Source organism: Sulfurimonas sp. ST-25, assembly GCF_048079205.1.
In the GTDB taxonomy this organism is placed as follows: Bacteria; Campylobacterota; Campylobacteria; order Campylobacterales; family Sulfurimonadaceae; genus Thiomicrolovo; species Thiomicrolovo sulfuroxydans.
In genome coordinates this window covers 487,243-508,288 of record NZ_CP182225.1, presented here as the reverse complement: position 1 = coordinate 508,288, position 21,046 = coordinate 487,243, and the positions used below count along the sequence as shown (strand labels likewise).

Annotated in this window: 20 protein-coding genes; 11 read left to right on the top strand and 9 right to left on the bottom strand. The window is 56.2% G+C overall.

Annotated elements, in window-relative coordinates; all coding sequences use genetic code 11:
• Positions 1 to 31: 31 nt before the first annotated feature.
• Positions 32 to 2,689 carry an Ig-like domain-containing protein gene (locus ACM66T_RS02550; protein ID WP_231020232.1) on the bottom strand — a complete coding sequence of 886 codons (2,658 nt, stop codon included), beginning with the start codon at positions 2,687 to 2,689 and terminating at the stop codon, positions 32 to 34.
• Between the two features lie 306 nt (positions 2,690 to 2,995).
• Positions 2,996 to 5,017 carry a hypothetical protein gene (locus ACM66T_RS02545; protein ID WP_231020231.1) on the bottom strand — a complete coding sequence of 674 codons (2,022 nt, stop codon included), beginning with the start codon at positions 5,015 to 5,017 and terminating at the stop codon, positions 2,996 to 2,998.
• Between the two features lie 719 nt (positions 5,018 to 5,736).
• Between ACM66T_RS02545 and ffh the strand changes: the two genes are divergently transcribed.
• From ffh to ACM66T_RS02505, 8 genes are all read left to right on the top strand, one after another.
• Entirely contained in the window at positions 5,737 to 7,083 is a 1,347-nt protein-coding gene (ffh, locus tag ACM66T_RS02540; RefSeq protein ID WP_231020230.1) for a signal recognition particle protein, read from the top strand.
• 122 nt (positions 7,084 to 7,205) lie between these two features.
• Positions 7,206 to 7,754 (top strand): CARDB domain-containing protein, encoded by a 549-nt coding sequence (locus ACM66T_RS02535; protein WP_231020229.1) that lies wholly within the window; start codon positions 7,206 to 7,208, stop codon positions 7,752 to 7,754.
• Positions 7,755 to 8,051: 297 nt separating this feature from the next.
• A complete protein-coding gene (gene rpsP, locus ACM66T_RS02530; protein WP_231020228.1) occupies positions 8,052 to 8,273 on the top strand; it encodes a 30S ribosomal protein S16 in 222 nt (73 codons plus the stop codon).
• A gap of 2 nt (positions 8,274 to 8,275) precedes the next feature.
• The gene (locus tag ACM66T_RS02525; RefSeq protein ID WP_231020227.1) at positions 8,276 to 8,515 is read left to right on the top strand and encodes a KH domain-containing protein; all 240 of its coding nucleotides are present in this window, start codon (positions 8,276 to 8,278) and stop codon (positions 8,513 to 8,515) included.
• A complete protein-coding gene (gene rimM / locus ACM66T_RS02520; protein ID WP_231020226.1) occupies positions 8,496 to 9,041 on the top strand; it encodes a ribosome maturation factor RimM in 546 nt (181 codons plus the stop codon). Before ACM66T_RS02525 ends, rimM begins: the two co-directional genes overlap by 20 nt.
• The gene (gene trmD, locus ACM66T_RS02515) at positions 9,038 to 9,742 is read left to right on the top strand and encodes a tRNA (guanosine(37)-N1)-methyltransferase TrmD (RefSeq protein ID WP_231020225.1); all 705 of its coding nucleotides are present in this window, start codon (positions 9,038 to 9,040) and stop codon (positions 9,740 to 9,742) included. Before rimM ends, trmD begins: the two co-directional genes overlap by 4 nt.
• Complete coding sequence (rplS, locus tag ACM66T_RS02510; RefSeq protein WP_231020224.1) at positions 9,732 to 10,088, top strand: 50S ribosomal protein L19; 357 nt, start codon at positions 9,732 to 9,734, stop codon at positions 10,086 to 10,088. The genes trmD and rplS overlap by 11 nt, the downstream gene beginning before the upstream one ends.
• A gap of 77 nt (positions 10,089 to 10,165) precedes the next feature.
• Complete coding sequence (locus ACM66T_RS02505; RefSeq protein WP_231020223.1) at positions 10,166 to 10,501, top strand: hypothetical protein; 336 nt, start codon at positions 10,166 to 10,168, stop codon at positions 10,499 to 10,501.
• Between the two features lie 218 nt (positions 10,502 to 10,719).
• Here ACM66T_RS02505 and smpB read toward each other — a convergent pair whose 3' ends face one another.
• Positions 10,720 to 11,172, bottom strand: a complete 453-nt coding sequence (smpB, locus tag ACM66T_RS02500) for an SsrA-binding protein SmpB (RefSeq protein WP_231020222.1) — start codon at positions 11,170 to 11,172, stop codon at positions 10,720 to 10,722.
• A gap of 121 nt (positions 11,173 to 11,293) precedes the next feature.
• Here smpB and ACM66T_RS02495 point away from each other — a divergent pair, with 121 nt between their 5' ends.
• Positions 11,294 to 12,328, top strand: coding sequence for a sensor histidine kinase (locus ACM66T_RS02495; RefSeq protein WP_416768740.1), 1,035 nt, complete (start codon positions 11,294 to 11,296; stop codon positions 12,326 to 12,328).
• On the opposite strand, the gene ACM66T_RS02490 is transcribed toward ACM66T_RS02495, so the two are convergent.
• Genes ACM66T_RS02490 through ACM66T_RS02480 form a run of 3 tightly spaced genes read right to left on the bottom strand, consistent with a single transcriptional unit; the run spans position 12,306 to position 15,959 of the window.
• Positions 12,306 to 13,085 (bottom strand): 4-(cytidine 5'-diphospho)-2-C-methyl-D-erythritol kinase, encoded by a 780-nt coding sequence (locus ACM66T_RS02490; protein WP_231020220.1) that lies wholly within the window; start codon positions 13,083 to 13,085, stop codon positions 12,306 to 12,308. The genes ACM66T_RS02495 and ACM66T_RS02490 overlap by 23 nt on opposite strands.
• Positions 13,082 to 13,903 carry a tRNA pseudouridine(55) synthase TruB gene (gene truB, locus ACM66T_RS02485; RefSeq protein WP_231020219.1) on the bottom strand — a complete coding sequence of 274 codons (822 nt, stop codon included), beginning with the start codon at positions 13,901 to 13,903 and terminating at the stop codon, positions 13,082 to 13,084. Before truB ends, ACM66T_RS02490 begins: the two co-directional genes overlap by 4 nt.
• A 7-nt stretch (positions 13,904 to 13,910) precedes the next feature.
• Positions 13,911 to 15,959: an ATP-dependent helicase gene (locus ACM66T_RS02480; RefSeq protein ID WP_231020218.1), complete on the bottom strand. Its 2,049-nt coding sequence runs from the start codon at positions 15,957 to 15,959 to the stop codon at positions 13,911 to 13,913.
• A gap of 248 nt (positions 15,960 to 16,207) precedes the next feature.
• Between ACM66T_RS02480 and ACM66T_RS02475 the strand changes: the two genes are divergently transcribed.
• Positions 16,208 to 17,107 (top strand): LysR family transcriptional regulator, encoded by a 900-nt coding sequence (locus ACM66T_RS02475; protein ID WP_231020217.1) that lies wholly within the window; start codon positions 16,208 to 16,210, stop codon positions 17,105 to 17,107.
• A gap of 235 nt (positions 17,108 to 17,342) precedes the next feature.
• Here ACM66T_RS02475 and ACM66T_RS02470 read toward each other — a convergent pair whose 3' ends face one another.
• The 3 genes from ACM66T_RS02470 to cysK are packed head-to-tail and all read right to left on the bottom strand — an operon-like array spanning position 17,343 to position 19,321.
• Positions 17,343 to 17,804 carry a hypothetical protein gene (locus ACM66T_RS02470; protein ID WP_231020216.1) on the bottom strand — a complete coding sequence of 154 codons (462 nt, stop codon included), beginning with the start codon at positions 17,802 to 17,804 and terminating at the stop codon, positions 17,343 to 17,345.
• A gap of 12 nt (positions 17,805 to 17,816) precedes the next feature.
• Positions 17,817 to 18,398, bottom strand: a complete 582-nt coding sequence (locus tag ACM66T_RS02465) for an aminotransferase class IV (RefSeq protein WP_416768739.1) — start codon at positions 18,396 to 18,398, stop codon at positions 17,817 to 17,819.
• Between the two features lie 2 nt (positions 18,399 to 18,400).
• Positions 18,401 to 19,321 carry a cysteine synthase A gene (gene cysK / locus ACM66T_RS02460; protein WP_231020214.1) on the bottom strand — a complete coding sequence of 307 codons (921 nt, stop codon included), beginning with the start codon at positions 19,319 to 19,321 and terminating at the stop codon, positions 18,401 to 18,403.
• A gap of 165 nt (positions 19,322 to 19,486) precedes the next feature.
• Here cysK and ACM66T_RS02455 point away from each other — a divergent pair, with 165 nt between their 5' ends.
• Complete coding sequence (locus ACM66T_RS02455) at positions 19,487 to 20,824, top strand: hypothetical protein (RefSeq protein ID WP_231020213.1); 1,338 nt, start codon at positions 19,487 to 19,489, stop codon at positions 20,822 to 20,824.
• Positions 20,825 to 21,046: the final 222 nt, after the last annotated feature.

Here is a 21,046-nt window from a genome sequence, read left to right as displayed (position 1 = left end):
ATGGCCCCGTTTTCATTCTCTATTCTATCTGTTACGGCTGCTCGATATAGTGCTCGATCAGACTCAGCATCGTGACATCGGCCTGACCGCTATACGCTCCGAGCGCGCCACTCAGCATATTCAGGATCGGCGACAACGCCGGTGCAAGCGTGTTCACAAGCAGATCGCTCAACGCCCCTGCAAGCGCGCTGACATCAAGCAACGGAAGGCCAAGCAGTGTCACCTGCAGCTCAAGGTTGCTTGTCAATGTTCCCAGCAATGAGCCTGTCGTATCTCCCAACGGTGCGAAGGCACTCTCCATCTGCGGTACATTGATCGGCAAGAAGTGCATCGTCGTATTGTTCGAATCCCCGACAGCATACGCCTTGGCAGTCACGGTTGCAAGCCCAAGCAGATTGATAAGGTCTACCGGTGCGAAACTGTCAGCCGTCAATGGCTGATCGGAGAAGAACTGATCATCCGGAATCGTCCCGAGGTAGATTGAGGCAAGCCCGTTCTGTACCGCCATCGCGACATCGTCAACAGAAAGCGTAGTCAAGTTGCCTTCAGCGGCACCCAGCACGATATACAGCGGGATATTGAGGATCGCATCTGTGCCGAGCCCAAGCAGCGACAACAGGTCTGTAAGCGCCGAACCGGTCAGTGTAAGCTTCAGCTGAATTCTTGCCTGGGAAGCGCGGATCGTATCCCCCGGAACCATCAGCGCAATTGTCGGCGGACTCACCAGCTGCGCACGAAGCGTGCTGTTACCGTCAGTCAATCCCGGAATGGAGAGTGGAATCTCGATAACACTTTGTGTAATCGGAGCCAGTGCAGCATTAACCGAACTCAACACAGAGACCACATTCGCCTCTGCCGCCGAAATACCATCCATGGCCAGAACATCTGTCACATTCGCAGGGAGAACACTATCAGGGAACTGCAACAGGTCCCCGATAGCTACCGGCTGATCAAGGCCCTGGTCAGCCACAGCCTGCGCAATTTGATCCACAGCATCTTTACCCGGTCCTGCCGGCATCTGATCGGAAATAATCTGCAGCAGTGTCGTCAGACTGACGTTACTGTCCACGAGCTCCTGTACCGTCGTCGAATTGGTTTCCCCGCTGAGTGCGGCCACCAGTCCCTCGTAGTTGATCGTCGCCGCAACCAGTCCCTGCACGCCATCGACGCCCAGGGAAATATTTGTCCCGAGCAGATTGCCCGTGACACCGTTGAGGGCCGATTCGTTTGTATCGGCTGCCACGGCAGTAGTGCCCATACTGAAGACGGCCGCATCGATGACGCGGATCAGGTTGCCGGTTGTGAATGTTGAGTTCACGTCGCTGGCAAGTGTGTCGCCGTTGACCGCCGCAACCCCCGTTGTCACCGTAAAGGTGTAGGTGTTGTACGCCGTCAGGTTCGCATCCGGGTTGAAGACGGCGATATAGTTGCCGCTGTCATAGCCGATCGTACCCGGCAGCAGGCCGCCGCCGCTATTTTCAAGATAGAAGGTCGCGGCATCAAGGGTCGTCTCGTTGACGTCCTCGTTAAAGTAGGCGACGATATCGTCACTGACCGGAACGCCTGTCGCGCCATCCATCGGGACGATGTAGACCTGCAGCTCAGTCTGGGTGCCCGTCGTGAAGGTCGATGTCTCATCCGTACCCAGCTGTTCGCCGTCGAGGGACGTCACGTCGTTTTCGACCATGAAGGTGTAATCGCTGTTCGGAACCAGCGTCGTACCTGGATCGAGGATAAAGGTCACGACCGTATTGCCGCTCGCATCCGTTGCCGTATGCAGCGTACCCGGAACGTGGGTGCCGTTTTCATCCATCAGGTAGATATTGCCCGAATTGAGCGTCGACAGATCCATCGGTTTGTTGAAGGTGGCGGTTACCATCGTGTTGATCGGCACACCTGTCGTACCGTCGGACGGCATGATCGTCACGGCAAGGCGCAGCCAGTTGCCCGTCACGAACATGGCCGTCTCGTTAGCGGCGAGCGTATGTCCGTTCGGTGCCGACACAGCCGTCGTCACGACGGTGGTGTAAGTACTGAACGGCGCCAGGTTGGAAGCAAGTTTCAAGATCAACGTCGTGTTATCATCGGTGTGGTCGATCTTCGTCACCGGTACTTTCACGCTGTTTCCATCGAGCAGATAGAAGCTATTGCCATCGACTGTTGAAAGATCCACCGGCTCGTTGAACGTCGCGGTGATATTGGGATTGAGCGAGACATTGCTGTCGCCCTGCTGCGGATTGAGCGTGACGTTAAGCCCCAGACCCGTTCCGGTCGTGAACTGCGTGACGACGTCACCGCCCAGACGGGAGTAGTCCGTCGCTCTGATGCCGTTCGTAATGACGAACCGGTAGGTGGTGTTCGCCGTCAGATTAGCATCGGGCTTGAAGCGCAGTACCTTGTTCAGGTATGACCACGACCCCGGCACCATGCTGTCGTTCGGGTCCAGCAGGTAAAACGTTGTCCCCTCGATCAACGTTGCCTGCTGGAGATCCTTATTAAACGTTCCCGTAATGTCCGTATTGAGGAAAACGTCCGTTGCCCCGTCGGCAGGCGAAACGGTCACCTCAAGACCACTACCCTTGACATTGTTGTCAAAGGCACTGTCTGCACCGCATCCCGCCAGCATGAACATCATCGCCATGCCGAGGAAGAGTGCCAACCCCTTCTTCGTTTGCAAAAACAATTGCATTTTACACTCCTTCGTTTTTGAAGCTTTTTATCTCGGTTAAGGCCGCTTCCCGCCACAATCCCCGCGACAGAATATCGCGGAAGAATTCAATCAATAATATCACAGAAAGCTGAATCAAAACATAGTATTTATGATAGTAATAACAGTAAAAAATAATTCAAAATATATTATATGAAAACTATCGGGATTGTTGGGAAAACCCTTGAAAATCCACTGTTGAAATACTATGTTTTGGGTGATTAAAAGTTAGAGTTTTGCAGTGTATCCTGTTCGCAGCCAGCGCTGCGAAAGGATGGTAAGAGGTGCTTAGAGCGGGAGGGCAAGGCCCTGAGCGTTGAGCAGGCCAAGCAGCGTCTGCAGCAGTGCAGTCGGATCTGTTGTCAGGCCGCCGAGCAGGTCAGTAATCGCAGAGGCATCAGCTCCGCCGAGCAGGCTTGTCAGTGTTGTCAGCAGGTCGCCGAGGAGGTTGCCGCCAAGGCTGTTGAGCAGATCCGAGAGCGTACCGGTCAGTGAACCCAGCAGGTCCCCGCCGAGCAGGCCGAGGAGATCACCGGAAGATGCACCTGTCAGCGTGCTCAGGATGCTTGTAAGCGCACCGGTCGGATCACCGCTGCCCAGGATCGTACCGACCAGGTTGCTGAGATCACCAAGATCGGTCGGAGTCGCACCGTTCAGAAGCAGACCTGTCAGGTCACCCAGCGGCAGTGTCTGCGTCAGGTACGGCACGTTGGTCATCAGACCACCGAGGATCGCATACCCGCCGAGCTTGTCGATCGTTGTAACAACAGGCATAACAACACCGGCGTTGAGCAGGAAGGCTGTTCCTTCAGCATTCAGACCGTGCGCTACGGATTCCAGCAGGGCCAGCATGTTGACAGATGTCGTCAGGAGGCCGTTGATGCTTGTATCCATCGGATCGATACCGAATGGCAGAACTTCACCCGGCAGCGCAAGGATGTCGTTCAGTGAAAGTGCCGGCAGGTTCAGATCCGGCACGGCACCCAATACTGTTGTCAGCACAGTAGATACCGGTGCAGGGATCGGCAGTGCATTGATAATATCCATCAGCTGGGCGATGCTCAGTTTCGTCGCCATCAGCTCATCGAGCGGAAGCGCGTTGAGGACCGGCAGTGTTTTCGCCGCAGCGATAATGTCATTGATCGTCGTGTCAGCACTGACCAGGCTCAGAAGCCCTGCAGGATCCAGCGGAAGCGCGCCGCCATTCAGCGGGAGCGCACCGAGCAGACTTGTCAGTGAACCGACCAGCAGGTTCGGATCCAGACAAGATGTCAGGTCGCCTGTCACCTGAGCAAGCAGACCTTCGACCGTACCGAGCAGACCCGTTGTCGTTGTCAGCAGGGTTGCCGGCAGGGTGCCGAGTGTCGTACCGAGGAGTTCCTGCGGTGCAACGATAAGGTCGCCGAGGCTCAGCATGTTCGTCAGCTGGGACGGATCAAGTGCGCCTGTCAGATCTGAAAGGACGGATTGCGGATCACCGGTCAGTGAACCAAGGATACCGAGGAGGTCGCCTGCGCTAAGCGGAGCGGCGAGAAGGTCAGAGAGTGTCGCGGTATCCGCCAGGCCTGTCAAACTCTGAACGGCACCGAGCAGGTCGCCGAGCGGCAGGGCAACCGCAAGTGTTTTCAGGTTTTCTGCTGTCAGTGTTGCACCGCCCAGTACGCTGTTTGTCGCACAGTCGAGCGTTGCAACGACAGGCTCAAGCTGCGGGATACAGGCAGCGATATCGTAACCGACACCCATGACCGTATCATCCAGGAAGGTCAGAGCATCGATCCCTGTCTCTGCGACACCGGCAGTCGTATCAACAAGCGTGCCAATGACCTGTGTCAGCAGGCTCGGTGCAACGCTCAGCAGGTCGCCCAGCGGCAGTGTCTGCAGCAGTGTAGCCGGGTCCAGTGCATCTTTAATAGAGGCAACGATTGCCAGAACGTCCGGCGTGCCGCCGACGAGGCCGATGATATCGAGTACATTGCTAAGAGATACGCTTGTCTCCAGCATAGCGCCGACAGTCACACCCGTTGTTGTCAGTCCGAGTTCCACCATCGCATTGGCAACAGAGGCAAGGTCGAGCGGGATGGAAGTAAGGATGCTGAGATCAGCTGCGCTAAGAACATTGGTCAGCGTGCCGGTAGCCGTACCAAGCACACATTCAAGCGTGCCGACAAGTGCCGTTGCCTGCTCGGCACCGACTACGGTACCTGATGTCGCTGTTGTGGAGGTTGATGAACCACATCCAGAAAGCAGAAGTGCCGCCCCCACGGCACTTGACATCATAATACCCCGAACGCCACGTAGTGATTGTTTCATTGTTTTTTCCTTATATATTGTGATAGAAATCTGTAATGCACAATAGCAGTCCATGCAGATCCCAGATTACGGATCAGTTCAACCCGCCCAAAACCGTTTGGAGATGAAGCACCATCCCATACGGCTCGCCTCGGCCAACAAGTAATGTAACACTCAGCGACATTCAGCCCTTACCGATGCCACCTCTTACCCTTTCCCAAATGAGTGCAATTGACTGAAAATCCTGACGCCAAATTGTACTTTCGAGTTGCGGTAAGAAAATTATGCCATTCTCTAGGCGATGTTGCCCTACATATATTCAAAAATCCGTTATTCAACCTGTTACAGCTGTTACTTTTTTTCACATTTAAAGAAAAAAAAAGAATACTTAATAAAACTTTTTCTTATAAATGTTGTATTTTGGTTTTTTACGGTGTATAATATGCGCTCACTTCAATTTATTTCTAATAATTTTTTTTTATTAACTTTTTCCGTTTGTACTTATTTGTAAAAATATGGATATTAGAAATTTGTATTTTCCCCTTAGCGATACCGGCAGAAGCGTCGGAGGCCCTTTTCAACAGCTACCATAGAGGGCAGTCACATACTGCTATATATGGTAAGCACGCAGCGTATCAAACATCCTGCAAAGGGTGTTTCGCTATAATGCGCCTTCACTCATATCGCACCCATATATTATTGATTGAACAGCTTTGCGACGCAGAGCATAAGGAGCACCCGTGTTTGATACCCTGACGGATTCGTTTACGTCCGCCATTAAAAAGATCCGCTTCCACGACGATGAAAAGGCGCTGAAGAAAGCGCTTGTCGAACTGAAAAAAGCGCTGCTCAAAGCCGATGTCCATCACAAGGTTGTCAAAGAGCTTATCGACCGCGTCGAACTGGATACGAAGAAAGCCGGTATCGGCAAGGACCAGTTCCTTGACGCGATGCGCTTCACCCTGCACGACCTGCTGAAAACCGAAGGGCACCAGGGGTTCGTTTTTGCGGCAAATCCCCCCACCGTCATCCTGATGACCGGCCTTCAGGGTTCGGGAAAAACGACGACGACGGGGAAACTCGCCACCTACCTCAAAGAGCAGAAAAAGAAGAAGGTCCTCATCGTCGCGGCGGACCTGCAGCGTATGGCCGCCGTCGAACAGCTCCGCCAGATCACGGAGCAGATCGGCGTCGACCTGTATGAAGACGAGGCGACCAAGAACCCGGTGGAGGTCGTCACGGCGGCCATGGCCAAAGCAAAAAGCAACCTCTACGACGTCGTGCTCGTCGATACGGCCGGACGCCTGGCCATCGACGAGGAGCTGATGACGGAGCTCAAGCAGGTCCGCGACGCCGCCAAGCCGAGCGAGATCTTCTACGTCGCCGACTCCATGACAGGGCAGGATGCCGTCCGCACCGCCCAGAGCTTCAAAGAGCAGATCGGGATCGACGGAGTGATCCTGAGCAAATACGACGGTGACGCCAAAGGCGGCGTCGCGCTGGGCATCGCCTCTCAGGTTCAGGTGCCGCTGCGCTTTATCGGTGCCGGTGAAAAAATGGCGGACCTCGAAATCTTCCTCCCCGACCGCATCGTCAACCGCCTGATGGGACTGGGGGACATCGAGGGGCTGGCAGAGAAGGCCTCAAGCGTCATCGATGAGAAGCAGGCGAAAAAACTGACCCAGAAGATCAAGAAGGGGCAGTTCAACTTCAACGACTTCCTCGAGCAGATGGAGAGCATGAAGAAGCTCGGCTCCATGAAATCCCTGCTGGGGATGATCCCGGGCATGGGGGACATGTCCAAGGCGCTCAAGGACTTCGACCTGGAGAACTCCCAGGAACTCAAACAGATCAAGGCGCTGGTCAGCTCCATGACCCCCAAAGAGCGCGAGAACCCCGACCTGCTCAACAACAGCCGCAAGCAGCGTCTGGCCAAAGGGGCCGGGATGGACCAGATGGACGTCAACCGTATCCTCAAGCAGTTCAAAAACGCCGCAAAGATGGCCAAGAAATTCTCCGGCAAAAAAGGGATGCAGGATCTGCAGAACATGATGAGCCAGATGCAGGGCGGCAAGTTCCCGCGCTGATACCCCCGCCGCTTCGTTTGCATGCGGCGCTTCCTGCCTTCACCCTTTTTATCGATTTCTTCCGTCGCAGCGAAACTGTTATAATGGTCACATCTTCGTGCATTTTCCCACAAGGAGAGATCATGCGTACACGCCCTCTTTACCTCCCCCTGTTTCTCTTGCCGCTCGCCGCATTTGCCATAGAGCCCCAGGTGCAGATACAGCGCCCCGCCGTCTCGACCAAGGTGCCCCAGAAAATCGTGCCCCCCTCCTCTACCCAGCAGCCTGTCGAAAAACCGGACCTGACGGTGACCGGTATCACGGCCTATACCCAACGAGGCGGCACCATACTGAGTCATGTCCGCAAGCTCTACGTCAACGAACCCCTTGAACTGGACGCCACCATCGAAAACGTTTTTGCCTATGACGGGCACAGCCGCAAAAAGTTCAAGATCACGGTCCAGTTCAGGTACGGCTACTCCGGCCCCGTGCACAAGGAGAAGACCATCTGGGTGACGAAAAACCTTGAACCCGGGGAGTCCCTCACACAGCACATCATCTACGGCAGGGTCAAAGGTACGCCTGACGTGCTTTACGTCAAAGTCATTGCCGATGCAGGGCATGCCATCGCAGAGCGCAATGAAAACAACAATGCCGACGAAATAGAGATCAGGATAGAGCCGAGACCCTGAGAATGCACCGCCATCCAGGAGTGCGTGCCCTTCGCCAAATGAAGCGGGGGTGGCCCCGCCCTTGTGCAATCCCGAATTATTCGCTATAATCCCGCCATCGTTTTACGCTTATGAACAATACCTCTGTGACATTGGCGTATCGCATACCCGAACGGTTTGCACGGAACGTCTCCGATAAGACGGTTAGAGGCCGCGGTATCCATTGTTGAGTGACTCCTTCATCGTTCCGCTGCACTACCCTCTTTTTCCGACCTTCCCGAAAACCATTCACCTTATTATTTATCGAAGGAACGAACAATGACAACAATCCGTCTTACCCGTATGGGACGCAAAAAACAGCCTTTCTACCGCGTTGCGGTTACTGACTCCCGCAAACGCCGTGACGGCGGCTGGATCGAACTGATCGGCTGGTACAACCCGATGACCAAAGAGCAGAAGATCGACGAAGAGCGTCTGAACTACTGGATCGGCGTCGGCGCGACAATGAGCGACCGCGTCAAAAAGATCACCGGCAAGTAATCATGGTCACCGATTTCGTCGCCGAATACGCACGTCTCATCGCCTCCTATCCCGAGGACATCCGCGTCGAGATGTTCGAAGGTGACGATATGGCCGAAATTGTCCTCTATGCCAACGGCGCCGATATCGGCAAGCTGATCGGCAAAGAGGGCAAAATGATCGGCGCCATCAAAACCGTCATCTCCGGCTGCAAGGCCAAAGACGGCAAAAGCTACCGCATCAATGTCGAAGCGGCAGAATAACGACCGGCTGCTGCATATCGCCACGCTGGGCCGCACCGTCGGCCTGCACGGCGAAATGAAGCTGCACCTCTTCACCGATTTTCCCGAACAGTTCATCCCCGGCGAGACCTTCTATACCAAAGAGCGTACCCCGCTGCGGTTTGAAACGGTCAACATGGAGCGCGAACTGGTCAAACTCGAAGGCATCGACACCCCCGAAGACGCCAAACGCTTCACCAACGTCATGCTCTACACGACCTACGGCCGTACCCGCGAAATGTGCCACCTCGATGAGGGGGAGCACTTCTGGTTCGACCTGATCGGCTGCACGGTCACGGAAGACGGTGTGACGTTGGGCAAGGTGCTGGAGATCGAGCGCATCGGCGCGGTTGATTACCTGCAGATCAAGACCGACGAAGCGCTGACAAAGCAGCGGCTGCCCAAGCAGTTCCTGCTTCCCAAACAGCCGCCCTTCGTCGAAAGCGTCGATACCGATGCGGCCCTGATCACCGCACACGGCGCGATGGCCATCTTGGAGGAGTCGTGACTTTTACCTATGTCACCCTCTTCTCCAACCTGATCGAGGGATATTTCCAGGACTCCATCCTCAAGCGGGCACAGGAGAAGGGACTGTTCAACGTCTCCTACCTCAACCCGCGCGACTTTACGACGAACAAGCACGGCAAGGTCGACGACACCGCCGTCGGCGGCGGGGCCGGGATGGTCATGACCCCGCAGCCGCTCTTCGACACCCTGAAACAACTCCGTGAAAACGATCCGGACGTCCATATCGTTTTCGCAACCCCTGTCGGCAAACCGTTTGTGCAGAACGACGCCAAACGCCTTGCCAAGAAAAGCCATGTCGCATTTGTCAGCGGCCGCTACGAAGGCATAGACGAAAGGGTCATCGAGACCTTTGCGGACGAACTCTTCAGTATCGGTGATTACATCCTGACCGGCGGGGAGCTGCCCTCGCTGGTGATGACAGATGCCATTGCCCGCAACCTCGAAGGCGTACTCGGAAACAGCGAGTCGCTGGAGACGGAAAGCTTTGAGACCCACCTGCTGGAAGCCCCATCCTACGGAAAGCCCCCGCTTTTTGAGAATATGGGCGTGCCATCAGAATTCTTAAAGGGAAACCACAGTAAAATTGCGGCACTCAAAATTGCCTTGTCAGAATGCAAGACTAAATTCTTCAGGCCTGAGCAGCTTAAAAGGCATAGAAAAAGGACATTGTATGAGAAATAAATACATCGAAAATTTCGAAAATGCTCAAGTCGCTGAAAAGAACGTCCCAGAATTCCGCGCCGGTGATACCGTACGCCTCGCTGTTACCATTAAAGAGGGTGACAAAACTCGTGTTCAGAACTACGAGGGTGTATGTATCGCAATGCGCGGTCAGGGAACGGGTAAAACCATCACAGTTCGTAAAATCGGTGCCAACGGTATCGGTATCGAGCGTGTTTTCCCGATCTACAGCGACAGCATCAACGAGATCAAAGTACTTCGCCGCGGACGTGTACGCCGTGCGAAACTCTTCTACCTGCGCGACCGTGCCGGTAAATCTGCACGTATCAAAGAGCTCCGCAAGTAATTGCGGACGCCCTTCACACCCAACACACTTCCCCACTCCCTATTTACCACCAACTGCTTCCTGCAAAAGGAATCCGTATGACACTTAACCTGTTTTTCATCACCGCCACCGCCCTCTTCATCATCGCCGTACTGAAGCAACTGCTGGAGACAAACGCCTTTCTGAACCGCCTGCGCGACCACCATCCTGCACGCTATGAGGCCATGGGACGCCCCCGCTGGAACATCCAGTTCGGCGACCCCCGCTTCCGCGAAGCGGTCAAATACATCCGCGCCCACAAATTCGCCGACCTCGACGACCCCGAACTCGAACGCATCTACAAGGCCATAAAAAGAGCGGACAGGGTCGCCATCGCTTCCGCCGTCGTCGCCATACTCATCACCCTGATTGAGGTCATGCGAGCCGCGGGATAATACAACAAGGAAGCAGTAGCAGAAATTTCTTCTTTTGAGTCATAAACGATAGTTAGCGTGTCGAGCGGATCACTAGAGAGTGGAGTGTCCCGAAAGCGGCAGCTTGTCGCACTTTCTTCTTTCGGGTTCCCTTTCTTCTTTGTGCGCACAAAGAAGAAAGGGAACAAAACACAAATAATCTCGGAAAACACGGCTCTGTACAAGCCGATAAAAAGCTGCTAATAGTCTTTGAGCGCCCGTTCGATATCACGCTTCATATCTTTCTCTTTCATGTCGGCGCGCTTGTCGTGCAGCTTTTTACCCCGCGCGATGGCGATCTGGATCTTGACAATGTTCTTTCGGTTGAAATAGAGCTGCAGCGGGACAATAGTGTGCCCCTCTTTTTCGACGGCGGCGATCAGCTTGGCGATCTCTTTTTTGTGCAGCAGGAGCTTCCGGCTGCCGCGCTCCTCGTGACCGTAGTAGTGGTGCGTCGTCTCCAGCCGTCCGATATGGGCATTGAACAAAAAAGCCTCGCCTCTGACGATCTTGACAAAGCTGTCTTTGAGATTGACCCGTCCGGCCCGAATCCCTTTGACTTCGCTGCCCTTGAGCACAAGCCCCGCTTCGAATTTTTCGAGGATCTCGTAGTCATGATAGGCTTTTTTGTTTTTGGCAATCGTTTCGCCCACTCGCAGTCCTTTAAATCAGTGATGCAATCATAGCAGAAACCGCCGCTCTGCCGCCAATTATCGCGCCAATAACCTCTCGAGCCGCGATCTAGTTTTAATCAATCTGCCCCTATAATTTCTTATGAATCTTTTTGCCCGTTTATTCGACAAAATCAGCCGCTACCGCCCGACAACAATCATCATATGGGCCACCCTGGTTTCGACCACCGTCTCCTTCGTCCTGGCAGGCGGTATCTTCTATCTTTTTATGGGCGAGCTGCTTCCCATTGTCGCGTTTCTCTCCATTCTGATGCCTCTGCTGCTGACCCCGACGATCCTCTCCGCCGTCCTCAACCTGATGCTGCGCATGGAGCGCTACAAAACGGCGCTCGAAGAGGAGATCGAAAAAAACCACGCGAAAGATCTGCTCCTGTTCGAACAGGAGCGCTTCGTCCTGATGGGTGAGATGCTCTCAAACATCTCCCACCAGTGGCGCCAGCCCCTCAACGCCGTCAACCTCACCCTCCTGTCACTCAAGCTCGCCCAGGCAACGGGGAAGCTCGACGATGAGACCCTGGACCAGGCCTTTGAAACGATTGAGCAGAACACCCTCTATCTCTCTGATACTATCGAAGACTTCCGCTCCTTTTTCCAAAACCGGGCCCCGACGAAGATCCTGCCCCTGAAACAGATCGTTTCGGAGATGGAGGGGATCGTCGCCCCGCTGCTCAAAGGCGCCCGCATCACGCTGCGGGTTGAAAAAACCGATGCCTTGGAGGCCAACCATCTGGAGATCGCGACCGCCATCTCGCAGGTGCTGCTGAACCTCATCAGCAACGCCAAAGACGCCCTGGAGGGTTATGACACGCCATCCAAACAGATCACGCTTTTGTTCAACAAGAACGGGGAAGGGATGACCATTACGGTGTCGGACAACGGCCCCGGCATCGCCCCCGAGGTCAAACCGAAGATCTTCGACCCCTACTTCACGACAAAGAAACAGATGAAAGGGAGCGGTATCGGGCTGCACATGAGCCGCCAGATCATCGAAAAGATCTTTGCCGGCGCCATCGCCGTCGACACCTCAAAGACGGGAACGACCTTCAGTCTTTTCCTCCCCTACTCCGAACACTGCAGGCTCGCATCACAGCTGCCTACGCCGGAGGAACAGGCCTGAAAAAACTGCTCCCGCTGCCGGAGAAGAACCAGCCGTGGCGGAAATGCTCTTTGAGCTCCGGGTAGAGCGACAGCGCCGGTTCGAAAAGGTCGTTCGCGTCGTCGGCGCTCAGCTCCAAGAGCAGCGTTTTCGAATCGGTCTGTGCATAGTAGTCATAGGCCTCGTCGGAGAGCTCCTTGTAAAAGCCCTCCCGGAAGCGGTTATAGACGGCCGGGGTGCTGATCTCGATCGGCGGCGTGCGCGTCTCGAGCTGCAGCGGCGCCTCCGCAAAGGGCTCGACGATCTCGCCGATGCCCGAGATGTTTGCGCTCGGATAGCCGTAAACGAAAAAGGGGACGTCCGCCCCTACTTTTGCCCCGATTGCGGCCAGCTCGCTGACGTCCAGCCCCAGGTGCAGCACCTCGTTGCACATCTTCAGGTATGTCGCCGCGTCCGAACTGCCCCCGCCCAGGCCCGCAAAGGCGGGAATGTGCTTGTTGACGGCAATGCCGTGGGTCTGCATCAGCCGCTCGAGTTCCGTCGACCCTGTCGCCTCTAACAGGGCACGGTAGGCTTTGTAGATCGTATTCTGCTCCGTCGTACAGGCAAAATCGCCGTCGATGACGAACTCCTCCTCCTCCTCCTTGGGAAAGAAGTAGAGCAGGTCGTGCAGCTGCTCCACCACCATAAAGCGCGAGAGGATCTCGTGGTACTCCCCGCGCTTGCCTGTGATCTTCAAGAAGATGTTTACCTTCGCCGGTGCCTTGTAATGTTTCATAATGCCACCTTGTTCAACACGTAATGCACGCCCTCGGCGTCGAAGGAGAAGATCGAGAGCTCCCGCCCGTCGTCGACCCGGTAGATGCCGTCCTCGCCGGGGGCGAACTCGTCGCGCGTCAGCGGCTGCCCCAGGGTGATTTTGCGCCACTCCCCCCGGTATTCGATGGGTGGAACCCGCAGCGCGCCGCGGATATCGAGGGGCTTCTCCCCCTCGTAGACGAACTGCCCCTCGCAAAGACGCTCGAGCATACTGAGTGATCCCCCCTCGAGGCCGAGCCGCTCGTACACGAGCCGTCCGAGCGAACGGATATAGGTCCCCTCGGAGACCGTTGCCTCGAAGGTCACAAAGGGGTGGCAGTAGTGCAGCAGCTTGACGTCATAGACCTTTGAGCGGATCGTCTCCAGCTCAAAGGGGATGCCCGCCCGTGCCAGATCGTAGGCGCGCTTCCCGTTGATCCGTTTGGCACTGAAAATCGGCGGCGGGTAGGCCTGCTCCCCCTGCAGCGATTCGACGGCCTCCCGGACCTTTGTTTCCGGCAGCGGCGCGACGTCGTCGATGCGTTCGACCCCTTCGATATCGAGGGTATCGGAGTGCGCCCCGAGCCAGAGCGTCGCCCGGTAGCGCTTGGGGGTTTTATCGAGAAAGCGGAAAAGTGAGGTGTATTTGCCGAAGGCGATAATAAGCACCCCCTTCGCAAAGGGGTCGAGGGTCCCCGAATAGCCCGCCTTTTTCACCCCGTACTTGCGTTTGAGGGTCCGCAGGAACTGGTTGGAACTGAGCCCGGAGGGCTTATAAGCAACAAAAAGTCGGTTCATAGACGTATCAGAGGCGTTCGACAAAAGAGGCGAGGATCTCCCGCTTGTTGCCGCCGAAGTTGATGTTGAGCTTGAATTCGCGCCCGGCCTTGCTCACGCCTATGACCCGCCCGGCGCCGAAGATCTTGTGGCGGACGAGGTCCCCTTTTTTGAACGCCGTGTTCTTCTCGATCTTCAGCGAGCTTTCGCACAGTCCCGCTTCGCCGAAGAAGCGGCTCTTCTCCAGTTCGGTACGGCGCCCCTTGTAGTAGCGGCTCTGCACGTGCGACAGCGTCAGCGTATCTTTGGCGCGCGTAAAGGAGACGTAGCCCAGGCGGCGCTCCTCCTCCAGGTCGCTGCCGTCCCCGACAAGGGGGAGGAACCCCTCTTCGAGCCCGATGATGAAGAGGTGTTCGAACTCCAGCCCCTTGGAGGCGTGGATACTCATAATGTAGATGCTCTCCCCTTCGACCTGGTCCTGTTCGCTCTGCAGGGAGACCTCGTTCAGGAACGCGTCCAGGCTCGCCTCCGGGTTCTGCTTGATAAAGTCGCGGAAAAGCCCGAAGAACTCGTCGATGTTCTGCACCCTCTCGGTGCCGTCGGGCATCGCTTCGTAGAAGGCCTTGATCTTAAAGATCTCGTCAAGACGCTCGGCGAAACTGTAGAGCGACTCGTCCGCGATCGCGCGCATCTGCTCCAGCTCGCTGATGAACTGTTTGAGGGTCGTCGTGTTTTTCTTGCGCACCAGGGCCTCGAGCTCGGCCGTGCTGCTGAGGCGGATAAGATCGTATAGGGAACGCTCCTGCTCCATGGCAGCCAGCTCCAGCTTGTCGATGGACGCCTTGCCTATGCCCCGCTTGGGCTTGTTGATGATGCGTTTCATCGAGAAGTTGTCGTGGTGGTTGGTGATGACGCGCAGGTAGCTGATCAGGTCCTTGATCTCGGCACGGTCGTAAAAGCGCAGCCCGCCGACGAGCTTGTAGGGGATCCCGGCGCGGTTGAGCCCCTCCTCGAGGGAGCGGCTGAGCGCATTGATGCGGTAGAGCACGGCGATCTCGTTGGGGCGTATCCCTTCGCCGATCAGTTTATTGATCTGCAGAGAGATCTTGCTCGCCTCCTCGTTTTCGTCATTCGAAGAGAGCATCTTGACGTCATCCCCTTCGCCCCGGGTCGGCAGCAGCGTCTTGCCCAGGCGGGAGCGGTTATGCTCGATCAGCGCGTTGGCAACGGTCAGAATCGGCGTACGCGAACGGTAGTTGTGCTCGAGTTTGACGACCATGGCGTCCTGGAAGTCCTGGTCAAACTCCAGGATGTTGCGCACGTGCGCCCCGCGCCAGCCGTAGATGCTCTGGTCGTCATCCCCGACCACGCAGAGGTTGTTGTGCGCACTGCAAAGCTTCTGGAGCAGCTTGAACTGCAGTTCGTTCGTATCCTGGTACTCATCGATCATAATGTACTGGTAGCGCTTGCTCGTCTCTTCGGCCAGCTCCAGGTGTTCATCGAGCAGTTTGTACGTCAGGGCAATCAGGTCGTCAAAGTCCACCAGGTTGTTCTCCACCAGGTACGCCTCGTACTCCTTGTACACCTTTGCGATCTGTTCGTAGTTCTTCTGCTCCGCCTGGGCATGCGCCTCTTCCGGCGTAATCAGGGAGTTCTTATAGCGGGAGATCTCGCTGGCCACGAGGGGCATCGGGAGGTCGCCGGCAAGCTTTTTCAGAATCCGCTTCTTGTCATCCGTATCGATGACAACGAAGTTGTTCTCCCGCCCCAGCCGGTGGATATGGAACTTCAAAAAGAGCAGGCCGAACTTGTGGAAGGTGCACAGCAGCGGCGGGTAGCTTTTCGCGTCGATCATCGCCAGGGCACGTTCGCGCATCTCCTTGGCCGCTTTGTTGGTAAAGGTCAGCGTCAGCGTGTTGCTCGCCGGGATCCCGACAACGTCCAGCAGGTAGGCAAGCCGCGAGGTAATGGTCGTCGTTTTGCCGCTGCCCGCGCCCGCAAGGATCAATAAGGGACCATCGATCTTCTTGACGGCTTCGGCCTGCTGCTCGTTGAGGTTTTTGAAAATTTGTTCCATCTCTATTTTTCGTGTTTTTAGGTTAATCTATTATATCAATAATTTTTTAAGCTCTCATTGTTTGATGACACTTTTCGCATTGCTTTATCGGGAAATTATAAAAAAAGTAATCAGAACTAATCCGTCTTATTGAAATGACTATCATTGTACGTTATAATTCTGATGTTTTATTTTTATGGAGCCTTGTTATCAAAAAGCGGATGCTTTATAACAAAGACAAATATGGCCCATTTGCCAAGGATATCTGAATGCTGAAAGACTTCGCCAAACTCCAAACTTTTTTGACTGTCGTCAAAGAGAAGAGCTTTTCCAAGGCTTCCGCGAAACTGGGCATTTCCCAACCCGCCGTCACCCAACAGATCAAATTTATCGAAGAGTACCTCGATACGCGCATCGTCGAGCGTAAGAAGAACGGCATCAAGCTGACCAAAGAGGGCGAGGACCTTTACCGTATCGCCGTCAAACTCGAAAAAGCGATCAACACAAGCCAAAAAGAGCTGCTCAAGATCATCAATAAAGACTTCACTTTCATCCTCGGCGCTTCCTACGCGATCGGGAACTATGTCATCCCGACCTACCTGGGCGCCATCAAAGAGAAGATCAACAACGAGGTCTATATGCATGTCGGCCTCTCCAACGAGATCATCGACGAGCTCGAAGACAAGAAGATCGATGTCGCGCTGATCGAGTCACCGGTCTTCCGCGACGGGATCATCTACCGCGAATGGATGGAGGACGAACTGGTGCTCTTCTCCAACCAGCCGCTGCCCAAGTACCTGAAGAAAGAGGACTTCTTCACCTTCGACTGGGTCTGCCGCGACGAGAACTCCCACACCCGCAAGCTCGTCTCCGAAGCCTTCGAAGAGCTTGAGATCGACTGTTCGACGTTCAACGTCATCGGGGTCGTGCAGTCGCCGACGGCGGTCAAAGAGACGATCATGCGCTCTCCGAAAGACGCCGAGCGCCCGATCGTATCGGTCATCTCCCGCCACGTTATCGAGGACGAGATTGCCGAGGGCAAACTGTACGAATCACGCATGCGCAACTTCCGCGTCCACCGCAAGTTCTACATCGCCTACTCCAAAGACCGCAAGCACGACGCCTTCGTCAACAACGTCGTCGACTTCCTGCTCACCATGCGGATGTAAGTACGTTTCATACTCTTCTATCCCCCAGGAGACTTCCCTCGGGGCAGGCACTAGGTACTTAGTGTCAAAGTGGCCTGTGACACTCCGCCTTCTTATTCGACTCAGAAATGATATTTAGCGTGTCAGTCGCATCATCGGGGAATGGAGTGCCCCGAATGCGACAGCCTTTCGCACTTTCTTCTTTCGGGTTCGGTTTCTTCTTTGTGCGAGCAAAGAAGAAAGGGAACAAAACCGCTCACTTCTTCTTCAGAAACTTCTCGTTTTCCGGATTTGACAAAAACGCCGCCATTGAATTTTCGATCCCGCCGTCATCGACCGCTTCCATCTCTTCCTCACCCTCTTTATAGACGGCGTGGTTGATAAAGATGGGGGTTTCGTCGATGATAATCTGCATAATGCTCGGCAGCGGCACCGTGACGAAGCTGCCGATGTTCTCCGGGCCAAAGCCCGCCTCGAAGATAAGCCGGTTGCCGTCGATGCGCGCGCTGTCGAAGGTGTAGCCCGCCAGGTAAAAGAGGGTCATCGGGCGGAACGACTCGGTGATGTGTTCGGGCAGCTCCGGTTCGAAGCTCAGATGCTCGATTTTGCAGAGAATGCCGAAAGACTGGTCGTGTTCGAAGAGGTAGAGCATCAGCTCCTCGACATGCCGCTGCATTAAATCGACAAATTTTTCATCATTCAGAATATTGATGAGCATCATCTCTCCAAGTTAATTAATCGGGGGAAGTATACCACCGCTCACCTCGACAAAGCCTGACAAGGCATTCATCACGGCCACCCGCTCCGCGCCCCGTGCCGCATCGAGGGTGATGTCGGCACAGGTCAGCGTCCCCTCGGCGATCAGCCGGGCCCGCGCCGTGCCTTCGAGCAGCGGCCGCTTCGGGGTCAGCCACTGCCCCCCGATGAAACAGGCGACATTGGCGATGGTCGTATCGGTGATGAGGCCCGCCTGCACGATCAGGACGTCGTCCGCCCCGCCCCGCAGGTCAAAAAGCTGATTGAGCCGTGTGCGTTCGGTCGTTTTGTCGCGGTAGGTGATCGTCTCGTCCGTGACCGGCTGCAGTGAGGTCATAATGCGGGGGGTATAGGGGAGAAGTTCATATGTGAACATTTGTTCATCATACCGGACCCGGCAGCGCCAACGCCCTGTTTCCGGGGCTTCCAGGCGACGCTCAAGGTCGTAAAGGTTCGGGATGCCGTGGCGCTTCAGCGTGCGGTCCAGGCGCTGCTGATGCCATGGCAGGTAGGGGAAACGTCCCTCTTCGGCCAGGATCGTCTCCAGAAACGGCATGCCTATTCGCTGAACAGTGCCGTCGAGAGGTAGCGTTCGGCCGTATCGCAGAGGATGGTGACGATGGTCTTGCCCTTGTTCTCCGGACGCGCGGCGACCTGCATCGCGGCGTAGACGTTGGCCCCGGCGGAGATGCCCACGAGCAGCCCCTCCTCTTTGGCCAGCATCCGCGACGTCGCCATCGCGTCGTCATTGCTGACGGTGATAACCTCGCCGTAGATCTGCGTGTTGAGAACGTCCGGCACGAAGCCCGCGCCGATCCCCTGGATCTTGTGCGGGCCCGGTTTGCCGCCGGAGAGGACCGCCGAGTCCGTCGGTTCGACGGCGATGATCTCGATGGCGGGGATCACCTCTTTGAGGCGCGTGCCCGTTCCCGTCAGTGTGCCCCCCGTCCCGACGGCGGCCACGAAGATATCGAGGTTGCCGTCCGTGTCGCGCAGGATCTCTTCGGCCGTCGTTTTGATGTGGACCGCCGGGTTGGCCGGGTTCTGGAACTGCTGCAGGATGACGGCGTTGCCCAGGCTCTCTTTGAGCTCTTCCGCCTTCTCGATGGCGCCTTTCATACCGGCCATCGCCGGCGTCAGGACGAGCTCCGCGCCGAGGGCTTTAAGGATGTTGCGGCGTTCAATACTCATCGACTCGGGCATCGTAAGGGTCAGTTTCAGCCCCAGCGCCGCGCAGATGGAGGCAAGGGCGATCCCCGTGTTGCCGCTGGTCGGCTCGATGATCGTCGTCTGGGCATTGATGATACCGTCGTCCATCGCCGTCTTGATCATGTTATAACCGATCCGGTCCTTGACGGAGCTCGTCGGGTTCATAAACTCGCACTTGCCGAGAATCGTCGCTCCGGTCTGCTCGGAGGGGGCATTGAGACGAATCAGCGGTGTGTTGCCGATCAGTTCGGTGATGTTAGACGCTATCATTCCTTATCCTTTAATGTTGCTTCGCTGCTATTATAGACGAAGCAAAGCGAATTTGTCTGCAATCCATAGTATTCAACTATGTTATTATGTGTATTTTGGCAGATGCGAAGCTTAATTGCAGATACTATTCCAAATGCGTCAAGGGCGAAGCGTTATAATACGTCCATGCAACCGCGAACATTCACCCATAAACGCATCCTGCTTTTCGGCGCCCCGCGCGCGCTGAACCGCGAGGAGTTCGACCGCCTCCTGCGCGCCGCGGACATCACCCTGGCCGACCGCTACGACGCCGACGTCGACGCCGTGGTCGAGGGGCGGCTGATCAATCCCCTCGAGCAGGAGGAGCTTGACCGCCTCTACGACAGCGACAAGGTCGTGCCCCTCGCCATCGATGCCTTTGAAAAAACGCTCTGTACCCAGATCGAGCCCGAGCGGATCATGATGAGCCTCAAGCTCACCCGCGACAACGAACGGCTCCACGCCTTTTTGCAAAACCCCTACATCTCGAACGATTTCTTCCTGAAACTGCTGCAGCTCTACGACTGGAAGGGGGAGGGGTTCTTCGACACGGACGAGAACCGCGACGTCACGGCGGCGCTGATCGGGCGCTACTACGAGCATATCGAGCGCAACCACAACGTCCAGTACTCCACCCTCGGTCTCATGCACCTGCTCCGGCAGACCCGCCGCCCCCGGCTCATCCGCGTCATCGGCAGCCTCGCGCCGTTGCGCCAGGCCGTAGGCGGCAACGAGCGCCAGATGCGCGCGATCCTCGAAGCTCTGGCCCTGCACCCCGACAGCGACGAGCCGACCTTGAAGCACTTCATCCGCCAGGGCGACGACGCCCTGCGCGCACTTGTGGCGACACACCCTGCCCTCAGCCCGGCGCTGCAGCAGGAGCTGGCCGCCCTCGACGTACCCGCCGTCACCACGGCCCTCGTCTCGAACCCGGCGCTCGATGCCGCGCTGGCGGAGCGTCTCTTTGCCGACGACGCTCTGGCCGCAACAGGGTACGCCAACATCGCGCTGGACGAAGCGCGTTTTGAAAAGGGGCTCGCGCACCATGCCAAAGCACTGGCCGCGAACCACGCATTGACAGAAGCAATGCAGCAGCGCCTCTTCGAGACGGGCGACGAGGCGGTCATGACGGCACTGGCCGCCAACCCTTCACTGCAGATCGCCGGGGCGCTCATGCAAACAAAGATCCCCGCCGTGCGCGCCGCGCTGGCAGCCAACCCCGCCATGACAAGCGAAGCCCTGACGGCGCTGGCCGGTTCGGGCTGCGACGCGGCCCTCGCGGGTAACCCCGCTTCCCCCGCCGCCCTGCTCGAACAGCTTTACACTCGGGGGAATGCGGACGTTTTGGGTGCCCTCGCGGCCAACCCCGCCACCCCCATTGACATCCTGCAGCAGCTGCAGCTCGACGCCCGTTTCGAGCGGGCCGTCCGGACCAACGACGCCTTCGGGCAGTTCATTCAACGCGAAAACATAGGATGGTTATGAGGGCACATCCAACTCCCCATCGCGTTTTCAGCGTTACAGAGAAAGTTCTCATCGGAGTCCACGCTCCGGGGCTTGTTAAGTGCCTGAAGCATAGTACAATCCTGAAGAGAGTTTTCTCTGCAACGCCCTGCGGGAAAGCATTTGAGGCACGATCTTTCCTTGGTACACTTTTTGACGTAGCTTCCGCTATGCCTGCAAAGCGCACCAAAAAAATCTCATACC